Origin of the sequence: Comamonas suwonensis (genome assembly GCF_012844455.2) — a bacterium.
GTDB lineage: Bacteria > Pseudomonadota > Gammaproteobacteria > Burkholderiales > Burkholderiaceae_C > Comamonas > Comamonas suwonensis.
This window is the reverse complement of the sequence record NZ_JABBCQ020000003.1, coordinates 108,232-121,040: the sequence shown is the minus strand read 5'-3', so window position 1 is coordinate 121,040 and position 12,809 is coordinate 108,232. Positions and strand designations below refer to the sequence as shown.

At 58.7% G+C, this 12,809-nt stretch carries 8 protein-coding genes; 2 read left to right on the top strand and 6 right to left on the bottom strand.

Translation table 11 applies throughout. The annotated features are described in order from the left end of the window. Nucleotides 1-224 precede the first annotated feature (224 nt). On the bottom strand, nt 225-3,758 hold the full coding sequence (dnaE, locus tag HF327_RS04345; protein ID WP_169107079.1) for a DNA polymerase III subunit alpha: 3,534 nt from the start codon (nt 3,756-3,758) through the stop codon (nt 225-227). A gap of 259 nt (nt 3,759-4,017) precedes the next feature. Here dnaE and HF327_RS04340 point away from each other — a divergent pair, with 259 nt between their 5' ends. Further along, nucleotides 4,018-4,809 carry an outer membrane protein assembly factor BamD gene (locus HF327_RS04340; protein ID WP_169107271.1) on the top strand — a complete coding sequence of 264 codons (792 nt, stop codon included), beginning with the start codon at nt 4,018-4,020 and terminating at the stop codon, nt 4,807-4,809. Between the two features lie 96 nt (nt 4,810-4,905). On the opposite strand, the gene HF327_RS04335 is transcribed toward HF327_RS04340, so the two are convergent. Further along, nucleotides 4,906-6,978: an ATP-dependent DNA helicase gene (locus HF327_RS04335; RefSeq protein WP_198460411.1), complete on the bottom strand. Its 2,073-nt coding sequence runs from the start codon at nt 6,976-6,978 to the stop codon at nt 4,906-4,908. Nucleotides 6,979-7,096: 118 nt separating this feature from the next. Between HF327_RS04335 and HF327_RS04330 the strand changes: the two genes are divergently transcribed. Further along, nucleotides 7,097-7,864 carry a PP2C family protein-serine/threonine phosphatase gene (locus HF327_RS04330; RefSeq protein ID WP_169107078.1) on the top strand — a complete coding sequence of 256 codons (768 nt, stop codon included), beginning with the start codon at nt 7,097-7,099 and terminating at the stop codon, nt 7,862-7,864. A 132-nt stretch (nt 7,865-7,996) separates the two neighbouring features. Here the strand turns inward: HF327_RS04330 and HF327_RS04325 are convergent, their stop codons facing one another. The 4 genes from HF327_RS04325 to odhB form a co-directional block, all read right to left on the bottom strand. Then, on the bottom strand, nt 7,997-8,749 hold the full coding sequence (locus HF327_RS04325; RefSeq protein WP_236024044.1) for a hypothetical protein: 753 nt from the start codon (nt 8,747-8,749) through the stop codon (nt 7,997-7,999). A gap of 67 nt (nt 8,750-8,816) precedes the next feature. Further along, nucleotides 8,817-9,914, bottom strand: a complete 1,098-nt coding sequence (gene zapE, locus HF327_RS04320; RefSeq protein WP_169107077.1) for a cell division protein ZapE — start codon at nt 9,912-9,914, stop codon at nt 8,817-8,819. 151 nt (nt 9,915-10,065) lie between these two features. Continuing rightward, nucleotides 10,066-11,493 carry a dihydrolipoyl dehydrogenase gene (lpdA, locus tag HF327_RS04315; protein WP_169107076.1) on the bottom strand — a complete coding sequence of 476 codons (1,428 nt, stop codon included), beginning with the start codon at nt 11,491-11,493 and terminating at the stop codon, nt 10,066-10,068. A gap of 83 nt (nt 11,494-11,576) precedes the next feature. Then, a complete protein-coding gene (gene odhB, locus HF327_RS04310) occupies nt 11,577-12,794 on the bottom strand; it encodes a 2-oxoglutarate dehydrogenase complex dihydrolipoyllysine-residue succinyltransferase (RefSeq protein WP_169107075.1) in 1,218 nt (405 codons plus the stop codon). Nucleotides 12,795-12,809: the final 15 nt, after the last annotated feature.

Below are 12,809 nucleotides of genomic sequence, written 5' to 3'. Positions count from 1 at the left end.
TGCCCAGCAAGCGCTGAACGCTATCAAAAAATCAAACCGCCATTTGATGGGCGCGCAAACGATGGCAACAAGGCCTGCAGAGATTTTTTCGAAGTCGCGAAGGTATATGGCCGACTCCCAATTCAGACGCGCAACGCAGTGCGCAACAACGGGTAGTGACTGTCATGCACCTCGTCATTGCGTTGCTGCGCGATCTTCGATCAAGTCTCAACAGGCCTGGTTTTTTACTTATAAATCACCTTCACCTGGCCTGCCCCGACCGAGCCATACCAAGCGGCCAGCGCCGCATCTGAAGGGTAGAAGCGGCTGCCCTCACCCAGTTCCAGCTCGCAGCTGGCTGCGCCGCGAGCGTCCTTGCAGACCAGGTCAAGTCGCACCTTCACGCCATGGGTGACATTGCCGCTCTCGGTCTCTTCTACCTTGGCCGGAAACTGGCGCAACAGCCCCGGAACGTCGGGCATGTTTTCACCCACGCTGACCTGAAGATAGCGGGCGTAGCGGCAGCGGGCATCGGACAGCGCCCACATTTGCTGCACTTTCATCCGCAGACCGCCGCTGAAGCGATCGGGCTGCAGACGGCCTGAGACGACGACAAATTCGTCTTCCTTGAGCACATCGACACAGGCAGCCATGGTTTTTTCATCCACAGAAGCCTCAATCGCCATCGATTTGTCGTCGATGGTGAAGATGCTGAGCTTGCCTCGCTGACCGTTGATGGTGCGCAGCCCGCTGATGATGCCAGCCATGGTCTGCGCCTCACGGCTGTCGCGCATCTCGGCAATCGGGGTGCGCACAAAACGACGCACCTCGGCCTCAACCTCGTCAAACAGGTGGCCCGTCAGGTAAAAGCCGATAGCGGTTTTCTCCAGCGTCAGCTTTTCCTTCACGCCCCAGGGCAGCACATCGGCCATAGGCGGCTCAGCAGTGCTGGATCCCACGGCGTCATCGCCCATCATGTCAAACAGACCGCCTTGATCAGCATTGGCAATCGATTTGGCTGCAAAGCCCATCGCAACATCAAGCGTCGCCATGAGCGATGCGCGGTTGAGGTCAATCGAATCAAAGGCACCGCCCTTGATCAGCGCCTCTACCGTGCGCTTGTTCAGGCGGCTGCGGTCTACGCGCAGACAGAAGTCGAACAGGCTCTTGAACGGGCCTTTTTCATGACCGTTGGGTCCAGTACCCACGCCGTTGCGCGCAGCCACTATCGCTTCGATAGCAGCTTGCCCAGTACCCTTAATGGCTCCAAGCCCATAACGTATGACTTTGTCGGTCACCGGCTCAAAGCGGTGCACGCCGCGGTTCACATCGGGCATCTCGAAGGTGATACCCATTCGCAGCGCATCTTCGTACAGCACTTTGAGCTTGTCGGTGTTGTCCATTTCGACGGTCATATTGCCGCAGTAGAACTCGGCCGTGTAATGCACCTTGAGCCAGCCGGTGTGATAGGCCAGCAAGGAGTAAGCAGCGGCGTGCGACTTGTTGAAGCCGTAGCCCGCAAACTTTTCCATCAAGTCAAAAACTTCGTCGGCCTTGGTCTCATTGAGCCCGTTCTTGGCCGCGCCTTCGCGGAACAAGGCGCGGTGCTTGGCCATTTCCTCGATTTTTTTCTTGCCCATGGCACGGCGCAGCAAGTCGGCGCCGCCCAGGCTGTAGCCACCCAGCACCTGAGCGGTCTGCATCACCTGCTCCTGGTAGACCATGATGCCGTAGGTCTCGGCCAGCACTTTTTCGACCATGGGGTGCGGGTACTCCACCACTTCACGCCCGTGCTTGCGCTCGATAAAGCTGGGAATCAGGTCCATGGGACCGGGACGGTACAAGGCGTTCAGCGCAATCAGGTCTTCCAGACGTGAAGGCTTGGCCTCCTTGAGCATCTGCTGCATGCCGCGCGATTCAAACTGGAACACGGCTTCGGTCTTGCCGTCCGAGAACAGTTTGTAGGTCGGGTAGTCATCCAGCGGAATGTTCTCGAACTGGAAATTCTCCTGACCCTTGTGGCGCTTGATGATAAATTCGCGCGCAATTTCCAGAATGGTCAGCGTCGCCAAGCCCAAAAAGTCGAACTTGACCAGGCCGACCAGTTCCACGTCATCCTTGTCATACATGGCCACGGCAGAAGTGCTGCCGGGCTGCTGATACAGCGGGCAAAAATCTGCCAGACGCCCCGGCGCAATCACCACACCACCGGCGTGCATGCCGATGTTGCGGCACATGCCTTCGAGCTTTTGCGCCATCTCGATGACGGTCTTAACGTCTTCTTCCCTCTCAATGCGCTCGGCCAGAATCGGCTCGGCCTCAATGGCATAGGTGTACTTGTCACCTTCCTTTTTGGGGTTGGGCGGGTACTTGAGGGTGACATGCAAACCGGGCTTATTGGGGATGAGCTTGGAGATGCCGTCGACGAACATATAGCTCATGTCCATGACACGGCCCACGTCGCGAATCGCCGCACGCGCAGCCATGGTGCCGAACGTGGCAATCTGGCTGACAGCATTGCGGCCGTACTTGTCCTTTACATAGTCGATGACCCGATCGCGATTTTGCTGGCAAAAGTCGATGTCAAAGTCAGGCATGGAAACGCGTTCTGGGTTCAGAAAGCGCTCAAACAGCAGGTTGTACTCCAGCGGGTCAAGGTCCGTGATCTTGAGCACATAGGCCACCAGCGAGCCTGCGCCTGAGCCACGGCCTGGCCCCACAGGACAGCCGTTTTGCTTGGCCCATTTAATAAAGTCGCCCACGATCAGGAAGTAGCCGGGGAAACCCATCTTCATGATGGTGCCCAGCTCAAACTCCAGTCGCTCTACGTAGCGCGGGCGCTCGGCATCGCGCTTGACAGGATCGCGATAGAGATGGGCCAGACGCTCTTCCAAGCCTTCAAAGGACTCATGGCGAAAAAATTCGCCCATGGTCATGCCTTCCGGCACGGGGAAGTTGGGCAGCTGCGGGTTGCCCAGCTCCAGCGTCAGGCTGCAGCGGCGGGCAATTTCCAGGGTGTTTTCAATGGCGCTGGGGATATCAGCAAACAGTTGCTCCATTTCCGCAGCGGTCTTGAAATATTGCTGGCGCGTGAACTTGCGCACGCGCTTGGCGTTGCCCAGAATTTCGCCTTCAGAGATACAGACCCGGGCCTCGTGCGACTCATAGTCGTCGGGCTTGGAAAACTGAATCGGGTGGGTCGCAACCACGGGTAAATTCAAACGACTGGCCAGCTTGACGGCCGCCAGCAAATGCGACTCGTCATCAGCACGTCCCGCACGCTGGATTTCCATGTAGAAGCGATGAGGGAAGATGGTGGCCAGACGCTGCGCAATCTCGCCTGCGCTTTTTTCATCACCACGGGTCAAGGCAATGCCCACGGGGCCGGCCTGTGCGCCCGCCAGCGCGATGAGGCCTTCGCCCAGCTCTTCCAGCCATTCCCATTTGTGCTGGGCCTGATCGCGCACCACATTGCGCGTCCAGCCACGGGCCAGCAGCTCGGCCAGGTTGTGATAGCCCTGCTTGCTTTGCACCAGCACGATGATGCGCGAAGCAGGCGAGTCGCCCAGCCCTTCCAGCACAATTTCGGCCCCCAGCACAGGCTTGACGCCCTTGGCTCGGCCTTCGCGATAAAACTTGATGCCGCCAAACAGGTTGTTGAAGTCGGTGATGGCCATTGCCACCTGCCCATCCTCGGCAGCGGCCTTGATCATGGCGTTGATACGGGTGGTTCCGTCAACCACGGAAAATTCGGTGTGCAGGCGCAGATGGACAAACATGGGCGCTATTGTAGAAAGAGCGCGTCATCCCTGCGGGCTCAGTGCCTCTGTTTGCTTGTTTGCATCGCAATGCGCTGCCAGTCCAGCGTAAAGACGGCGGTAACTCACGGCGGCAGCGCGACTGCCCATTACAATGCGTCGATCCTTTTTCGGGAAGGTCAGGGTCTGGTGGTGTATGGTGTGGTGCTTTCGCCCAACCAAAAATATCTGCCGGGCCTACCTCCAACTACCGCTAATGATTGTCAGAAAACTGTCCACCATGCCGCGTATTTCACTGACTCTTGTCCCTGCCGTGTTAATCGCCGCCGCTTTGGCGGGATGCTCCAGCACCAAGGACGACCCGACGGCCAAGTGGACCCCCGAACGCATCTACACCGAAGCGCGTGAAGAGTCTTCCTCGGGTGCCTTTGACAAGGCCGTACCCCTGTTTGAAAAGCTCGAAGGCCGCGCCGCTGGCACACCTTTGGCTCAGCAGGCCCAGCTGGAAAAAGCCTATGCCCAGTACAAGGGCGGCGAAAAAGTCCAGGCTCTGGCCACGCTAGACCGCTTTACCAAGCTGCACCCCGCAAGCCCTGCCATGGACTATGCCCTCTATCTGAAGGGTCTGGTCAACTTCAACGACAACCTGGGCATGTTCGGCTGGCTGACGCGCCAGGACCTGTCCGAGCGCGACCAGAAGGCCGCCAAGGATTCGTTTGAAGCCTTCCGCGAGCTAATCACACGCTTTCCTGAGTCCAAGTACTCGGAAGATGCCCGCCAGCGCATGCAGTACATCGTGAACTCGCTGGCGCAGTATGAAGTCCACGTGGCCAAGTACTACTATGGCCGCGGTGCTTATGTGGCCGCCATCGCCCGCGCTCAGACAGCCGTGCGCGACTACCAGAACGTTCCTGCCGTGCGCGAAGCCATGGTCATCCTCGTCAAGTCCTATGACGCACTGGGCATGACCCAGCTGCGCGACGATGCCCAGCGTGTGCTGGAAAGCAGCTACGGCAGCGCAGCCCTGACGCCCGTCGAGCAAAAAAAGGCCTCCTGGTGGAAGCTCTGGTAAGCCAACGCGCTGCATAGCTGCCAAGACTTGCCTCCAAAAAAAAAGGATACGCAATGCGTATCCTTTTTTGTTGCTGCTCAGGGTTTCCAGGTGGACTCAGCGCTTACCTTGGCCGCGTGCGGCAGCCAGCTGCTCCAGAGCTTCTTCAAACTCGGACAGACTTCCCAGCACCCGCATGGGTGGCAAAGCCGCCATCAGCTGGCCGCCATAGCCCATGCTGACCAGCCGACTGTCGCAAATCACCAGCACACCGCGATCAGACTCACTGCGAATGAGGCGCCCCGCCCCTTGTTTGAGCGCCAGCGCGGCCTCGGGAATCATGTAGTCGTGAAAGGCTGTTCGCCCCACGCGCTCCAGCTGCCGCGAGCGCGCTTCAACCAGTGGGTCATCGGGAGGGGGGAATGGCAGCTTGTCGATCACCACCAGCTGCAGCAGATCGCCAGGCAGATCCACGCCTTCCCAGAACGTGGCTGACGCCACCAGAATCGCACCCCGCGGCTGAGGCGACTGGCTGACACCTGCAGCCATAAAGCGCTGAATCAGCGCCAATTTGGGGGCTTCACCCTGCACCAGTACATCCAGATCAGCAAACAGGCCCAGGGCAGAACGCAGCGATTCACTGATTGCATGCAAGGCCTTGAGAGTCGTGGTCAGCACCAGTGTGCGTCCGCCAATGCGCTGCGCCGCATCCAGAACCAGTTGTGCCACCTGCAGGCTGTGTTGGACGCTACCCGCTGCGGCAAAAGGCTGGGGCACATAGACACCCGCCTGATGGTGATAGTCAAACGGGCTCTCCACCTGCAGAACCTTTGCGCCGCGCAGCCCGCAGGAGTCCGTAAACCAGCTCAATCGCGCATCATTGCCCAAAGTGGCCGAGGTAAAAATCCAGGCCTTGCGCTCACTGGTATTGTGATCTTCGCTCTCATTATTGACATCATTATCCAGCGTGCGCTGCAGCAAGCGCTGCTGCATGATGCGGGCAATCGATAGCGGTGACTCCAGCATGCGCAGGTGCTGCGCACCCACTTCCAGCCAGCGCACGCAGTCATCGTCGGCGGGCGCTGCAAACCGGGCAAGCCTTGCCAGCAATTCAACTCCGCGCTCATACAGGCGCTGCAGTTCGGTTGCCATGGCTTCCATCACAGCCAGAGGTTTGAGCAGCGCGCGCAAGCTTTGCCCCAGCCTTACCAGCGCCGCACGCCATTTCGCCCCATCCACCCCCTGCGGGGTAATACCCTGCCAAGGCAGGCGGCCACCCACCGTGGGCTTGCCGGCCTGCAGGCGCAACTCGCGCATGGCCTGCTCCACCGTAGCGCACAGCACCAGCCAGTCTGCCATGCCGCGTGCATGCTCCTGCGTCAGTCGCAGAGCATCGCGTGCATAGCCCACCAGTTGCTGGCTGGACAAGGCCTCGCCCGCAAACTGCACGCCCACATCGTTGAGCTGATGGGCTTCATCGACCACGACCACGCCGGTGTTGGGCAGAAGATTCGCCATGCCACTGTCGCGCACATCCAGATCTGCAAACAGCAGGTGGTGATTGACGACCACCACATCGGCCTCCAGCGCCTGCTGGCGCGCCAGATTGACGTGGCAGGCCTGCCAGTGCGGGCAGTCCGAGCCCAGACAGTTATCTTTGGTGGAGGTGACCAGCGGCACGGCTGGCGAGCGCTCATCCAGCGCCGTCATCTCCGCCAGGTCACCTGTGCGGGTGATTCTGGCCCAGCGCTCTACATCGGCCACAGTGCGCAGCACCTGAGGGTCTTGCGGTGCCGTACGCCCCTGCCGCACTCGCTCAAGCCGCTCAATGCACAGATAAGAGGCACGCCCTTTAAGCCGCGCCATGCGCAGCGGCAGGCCAAGGCCATGCACCAACCTTGGCAAGTCACGCGCAAACAACTGGTCCTGCAAGGCCTTGGTCGCAGTAGATACCAGAACGCGCTGACCGCTGAGCAGTGCAGGCACCAGATAGGCGTAGGTCTTGCCAACGCCCGTACCCGCCTCGACCACCAGCACATCGCACTCTTCAATGGCCTGCGCCACAGCCAGCGCCATGCGGGTCTGGCCCGAGCGCGGCAAAAAAGCGGGTTCAGCCAGGGACAGCGCCCCGCCCGCAGAAAACACTTGCGCGACTGCATCCAGCAACTGAGTCAAACCGTTTACCTTCATACAAACAAAGTCAGTGCAACCTCACATAAGATTGCAGATATCCATTTCAAACAACCATCCGGCCGATAAAATGTAACGCAACGTAAAGCATCGCCCTTCCAGCCCTTCTCACTCACTCATGTCATCCAGCTACCGCATCCAGGCCGCAACCGGCATACATCGTGGCGATCGGGAATATCAGCAAGACCAAGTTCTGCTGATGAGCCACCCCTATGCCAAAGGCTGCATTCTTGGCATCGTGGCAGACGGCATGGGCGGGCGCAGCGGTGGGCGCAAGGCATCTGACCAGGTGATGCTCACGGCGCGCCAGTTGTTTGAGCGTTTCGAGCCGGCCAAGGAAGACTGCATGCGCATGTTGCGCACCATTGTGCAGGATGCGCACACCGTCATTCGCCTCACGGCCATCGCCTCAGAGCAAGAGCCCCACAGCACCCTCGCCGCCTTTGTGATGCTGCCCGACGGGGTCTGCCACTTCATGCATTCTGGTGATTCACGGCTCTATCACTTCCGGGGCGATCGTCTCCTGCACCGCTCGCTGGACCATTCTTATGTGCAAGCGCTGGTGGACCGCGGCGACATCTCTGAAGACGAAGCAGACAACCACCCGCAATCGAATATCTTGCTGGGCTGTCTGGGTGCGGAAAGCCCACCACCCATGGTTCACCATCGCCTAGAAACAATGCAGCCCGGCGATACGCTGATGGCCTGCTCCGATGGTGTCTGGCACTACTTCAGCACGCAAGAGCTTGCCACCGTGCTTGATGGACTCTCGCCCCGCGAGGCTTCGGAGTTTCTGATTGAAAAAGCCCGCCAGCGTGCAGCGGGCGGAGGCGACAACCTGTCGCTGGCCATCTTGAAGCTGGCTGAGCCGGAAAACGCCAGCTAATCAGCCCGTCAATATCAGATAAAAACAGTCGTTAGCGCTTTAAATACAAGCGCTTGCAGCAATGCTTTCAATAGCAAGTTCTATAACTAAGGCAAAAATCCCGTTCTCTACCGCCAGAGTCTTCAAAGGCGCTCAAGGCGCAGGTGCAGGCAGCGGCGCAGAGGTTTTGCCTCGTTCCTGAGCCTGCTTCAAAGCACGGGCCTTATGGTCCGCCGCCTCTTTGAGCTTGGCCTCACGGGCCGCTCTGGCCTTGGCTTCACGCTCTGCCCTGCCTTGATCGGCATGCGCACGGCTTTGATCATGGCGGCGCTGGTAGTCAGCCTGTTTGCTCGCACGCTGCTGGGCCTCGCTCTGGCGCTGGGCCTGTACCGCCTGTTCATCTACAGGCGGCTTGGCACCCACGCCCGTCGGTGATGGCAGGTTCTTGCCCACATCCTCGCGTTTTTGCGACTTCATCGGCACGGCTGCGTTTTTGGCTTTTTTATCCTCAATGTCCTTGAGTTTGGTCGCCGCTCTTTCCTTGCGCTCAATATCGTTAATCTCCAGCTCGCGCGTGCGCAGCGGGACATCCTTGAGGCGGGCTTTCTCGCGCGCATCAGCCAGGCAGCCTTCGACGGAGAACTTTTGATAGCACAGCTTGTCATCTGCCACATGCTGCTGCTCGATCAGCGCGCGCTGGCGCACAATTTCTGCACGCTCTGCTTCGTGCTCTTTCAGCAACTGCTCACGCTGCTGCTGCGCCGCCGCTTTCTGCGTCTGCGGCCCCTCGCCCGGCATCTGCGCATTGGCCGGCGCACAAAGCACCCAGACCGCCGCAATGGGAGCAAGTGCCAGAGCAGTAAAGCGGCGGCTGGTCAGCTGGGCAAAAGGAATAGGCATCTTCATCAACTTGAGGCTTCAGTACAGACAGGTATCCAGGCATCTTAAAACGCCTAGCCGCAGCGCTTGACTATCAGGTCAAGCTGGTGTCGACCACACGACGCTCCAGCGCCAGATATTCCTTGGAGCGCATTTCGTTCAAACGCGAGACGGTGCGAGGAAATTCATGGGACAACGGGCCCTCAGTATAAATTTGCTCTGGCGGCACCGCAGCCGACATGATGAGCTTGACGTGGCGGTCATACAGCACATCCACCAGCAGCGTAAAACGCCGCGCGGCCGATGCCATGTTGACATGCAGCTCGGGCACATCAGACAACAGGACGGTGTGAAACTGCGTGGCAATTTCAAGGTAATCATTTTGCGAGCGTGGGCCGCCGCAAAGCTCACGAAAGTCAAACCAGACCACACCACCCGCACGGCGCTTGGCCGCAATTTTTCGGGTCTCAATCTGCATCACGGGCTCTTCATCATGGGCTTCTGCCAGACGATTGAAGGTGTCCGTCATGGCCGCTTCAGCTTCGGCACCCAGCGGGCAATGGTAGAGCTTGGCATCTTCCAGCGTGCGACGGCGGTAGTCAGTGCCGTTGTCCACGTTCACCACTTCCATGCGCTGCTTGATCAGCTCAATCGCAGGCAGGATACGGTCACGGTGCAGGCCATCGGGGTACAGGCCGTCGGGCATGAAATTGGAGGTGGTAACAAAGCCCACACCATTGGCAAACAGCGATTCCAGCAGCTTGTAGAGAATCATGGCATCGGTGATGTCGGCCACATGAAACTCGTCAAAGCAGATCAGCTTGTACTTCTTGGAGATCTTGGCACCCAGCGCACTCAGCGGGTCCTGCGTGCCTTGCATGAGGTGCATTTCGCGGTGTACCTCACGCATGAATTCGTGAAAGTGCAGACGCACCTTGCGCTTGATGGGCACAGCGTTGAAAAAGCATTCCATCAGAAAGCTCTTGCCCCGCCCTACCCCGCCGTACATGTAAACCCCCTTGGGCAGGTCGGGGTGATTGATCAGTTTTTTGAGAGCATTGGAGCGCTTGCCTTTGTAGGCCGTCCATTCATCAGCGCAGCGCTGCAGCGCATCGACTGCACGCAGTTGTGCAGGATCGCTCTTGAAACCCTTGGCGGCCAGTTCTGCCTCGTAGGCCTGTTTTACATTCACCGTCGTCTCCAGATGCTCAAAAAATAATAGCTGCTACCGCTTATGTATTAAGCGCTAGCAGCCATTTTGGTCCAAATTCTAAAAGAAACTCAGCTTGCGCGCGGGCACTTCACAGCCATGTCAATCGCCTGCGCGCAAGACTGATGAAACCTTAGAAATTCAGTGTGCGCTTGTCCACCGCCAGAGCGGCTTCCTTGGTGGATTCGGACAGCGAGGGGTGTGCGTGGCAGATACGTGCGATGTCTTCACTCGATGCCTTGAACTCCATGGCCACCACGGCTTCAGAGATCAGCTCGGACACCATGGGACCCACCATGTGCACGCCCAGAATTTCGTCGGTCTCGGCATCGGCCAGGAACTTGACCATGCCGGTCGTGTCGCCCAGCGCACGTGCGCGGCCGTTGGCCAGGAAGGGGAAGGAGCCAGCCTTGTACTTGACGCCATCAGCCTTCAACTGCTGCTCGGTGCGACCAACCCATGCCACTTCGGGGCTGGTGTAGATCACGGAAGGCAGCGTGGCGAAGTTCACGTGGCCATGCTGGCCAGCGATGCGTTCGGCCACAGCCACCGCTTCTTCTTCAGCCTTGTGTGCCAGCATGGGGCCACGCACCACGTCACCTACAGCCCACACGCCGGGCAGGTTGGTCTTGCACAGATCGTCGACCACAATGGCACCGCGCTCGTCCAGGGCCAGGCCCACGGCTTCGGCGTTCAGGCCGATAGTGTTGGCAGTACGGCCGATGGACACGATCAGCTTGTCCACGTCCAGCGACTGGGCTTCGCCCTTGGCGTTGGTGTAGGCAACAGACACGCCCTTTTTGCCAGTCTTGACTTCGCCGATCTTCACGCCCAGCTCAATCTTCAGACCTTGCTTGTCGAAAGCCTTCTTGGCTTCCTTGGCGATTTGCTCGTCCACCACGGGCAGGAACTTGTCCATGCCTTCGAGCACGGTCACTTCCGTACCCAGACGACGCCAGACCGAACCCATTTCCAGACCGATCACACCAGCGCCGATGAGACCCAGCTTCTTAGGCATTTTCTCCAGGCTCAGAGCGCCGTCGTTAGACAGAATGTGCTCTTCATCAAAAGGCAGTCCGGGCAGTGCACGGGCGTTGGAGCCAGTGGCCACCACGATTTGCTTGCCGGTGATGACTTCTTCTTCCTTGCCTGCCACCTTGATTTCATAGCCACCTTCAGCAGCTTTGACGAAGGAGCCACGGCCATGGAAGAACGTGACCTTGTTCTTCTTGAACAGGTACAGAATGCCGTCGTTGTTTTGCTTCACGATCGCTTCCTTGCGGGCGATCATCTTGGCCACATCCATCTCAACCTTGCCGGTGGAAATACCGTGGTCAGCAAAGTGCAGCTTGGCATGCTCAAAATGCTCAGAAGACTGCAGCAGTGCCTTGGAGGGGATGCAACCCACGTTGGTGCAAGTACCGCCGGGAGCCGCCCCGCCCATAGCATTCTTCCACTCGTCGATACAGGCGACGTTGAAACCCAGTTGTGCTGCACGGATTGCAGCGATATAGCCGCCGGGGCCTGCGCCGATCACGACGACGTCAAATTGCTTGCTCATGATTTAAATCTTTACTCTGTTTAGCTGCAAAAAAGCCCACCGCTTTTGGTGGTGGGCCTTATCGAATCTCGACCTGTGGGGAATTACAGATCAAACAGCAGACGGGATGGGTCTTCCAGCGCGTCCTTCATGGCCACCAGGCTCAGAACGGCTTCGCGGCCGTCGATGATGCGGTGGTCATAGGACATGGCCAGGTAGTTCATGGGGCGAATCACGATCTGACCGTTTTCGACCACAGCGCGGTCTTTGGTAGCGTGCACACCCAGAATGGCGGACTGAGGTGGGTTGATGATGGGAGTGGACATCATCGAGCCGAAGGTACCGCCATTGGAGATGGAGAAGGTACCGCCAGTCATGTCTTCAATGCCCAGCTTGCCTTCCTTGGCCTTTTGACCGAACTCGGCGATCTTCTTTTCGATGTCAGCGAAGCTCATCTGATCTGCATTGCGCAGGATAGGCACCACCAGACCGCGAGGCGAGCTCACAGCGATACCGATGTCGAAGTAACCGTGATAGATGATGTCGTTGCCGTCCACCGAAGCGTTCACCGCAGGGAACTTCTTCAGGGCGTGCACAGCCGCCTTGACGAAGAAGGACATGAAGCCCAGCTTCACGCCATGTTCCTTGGTGAAGGAGTCTTGGAACTTCTTGCGCATGTCCATCACAGGAGCCATGTTCACTTCATTGAACGTGGTCAGGATGGCGTTGGTGGCTTGCGACTGCAACAGACGCTCAGCAATACGGGCACGCAGACGTGTCATAGGCACGCGCTGCTCTGGGCGCTCGCCCAAAAGAGCGGGTGCAGCAGCCACTGGAGCTGCGGCAGGAGCTGGAGCGGCCGCGCCAGTCTTGACTGCGTTCAGTGCATCACCCTTGGTCACGCGGCCATCTTTGCCGGAACCAGCCACATTCGCTGCGGACAGGTTGTTGTCCGCCAGGATCTTGGCAGCAGCAGGCATGGCCACACCGCTCTTGTCCGCACCAGCAGGCGCAGCCACAGGGGCAGTTGCAGGAGCCGAAGCAGCGGGGGCTGCAGCAGGAGCAACGGCACCAGCCACGGCAGCGGAGTCGATCTTGGCGATCAACTGCTCGGCCACCACGGTTGCGCCGTCGCCTTGCAGGATTTCAGTGATCACGCCAGCCGAAGGAGCAGGCACTTCGAGCACGACCTTGTCGGTTTCGATTTCGATGAGAATTTCGTCCACGGCCACTGCCTCGCCAACCTTTTTCTTCCAGGTCAGCATGGTTGCTTCAGCGATGGATTCGGACAACTGGGGGACTTTGACTTCAACGATAGCCATTTTATTTCTTTCCAA